1 protein-coding gene is annotated in these 964 nt (G+C 70.0%); it reads right to left on the bottom strand.

The annotated features are described in order from the left end of the window. A partial coding sequence (locus tag I59_RS02690; protein ID WP_031272565.1) for an ABC transporter ATP-binding protein occupies positions 1–964 on the bottom strand: 964 nt, incomplete at both ends.

The following is a 964-nucleotide window of genomic DNA, read 5'->3' on the forward strand; positions in this document are numbered from 1 at the left end:
CGGTGCAGGTTGGCGTACGTGCCCCCGACCTCGAGCAACTCGTCGTGGGTGCCCTGCTCGACGATCTCCCCGTGGTCGAGCACGAAGATCACGTCCGCGTCGCGGATCGTCGACAGGCGGTGCGCGATCGAGATCGTGGTCCTGCCGGCGGCCGCCGTGTCGAGCGCGGTCTGCACCACCCGCTCCGAAATGGAGTCGAGTGCGCTCGTGGCCTCGTCGAGGACGAGCACCGGCGGGTCCTTGAGGAGGACACGGGCGATCGCGATCCGCTGCTTCTCGCCGCCGGACAGCCGGTAGCCGCGCTCCCCGACGATCGTGTCGTAGCCGTCGGGGAAGGACGCGATCGTCTCGTGGATGTTCGCGGCCCGGGCGGCCCGCTCGAGCTCGTCGTCGGTGGCGTCGGGCTTGGCGTAGCGCAGGTTGTCCCCGATGGAGGCGTGGAAGAGGTAGGTCTCCTGGCTGACGATGCCGACGTGCCGCATGAGGTCCTCGTGCACGACGTCGCGGACGTCCGCACCCGCGAACCGGACGGAGCCGCTCGTCGCCTCGTACAGCCGCGGCACGAGGTACGAGACGGTCGTCTTGCCGGCGCCCGACGGCCCGACGAAGGCCGCGAACTGCCCCGGCTGCAGCTCGAAGGACACGTCACGGAGGGTCGGGTGGTCCGGCTCGCCGTCCGGGTAGGCGAAGGTCACGTGGTCGAACGCAACGTGCCCGAGGCGGGAGTCGTCCACTGGTCGCGCCGTCGGGGAGTCGATGATCGCCGGTCGCAGGTCGAGGTACTCGAAGATGCGGGCGAAGAGCGCGCCGGACGTCTGGAGGTCGAGCACCACCCGGAGCAGACCCACCGTCGGGAAGAGCAACCGCGACTGCACGGTCGTGAACGCGACGATCGTGCCCGCGGTGATCGGGACGTCCCCGACGATCAGGTACGCGGCGACCAGGTGGATGATCGCGGGGATGA

Origin of the sequence: Curtobacterium sp. B8, assembly GCF_000333315.1 — a bacterium.
GTDB lineage: Bacteria > Actinomycetota > Actinomycetes > Actinomycetales > Microbacteriaceae > Curtobacterium > Curtobacterium luteum.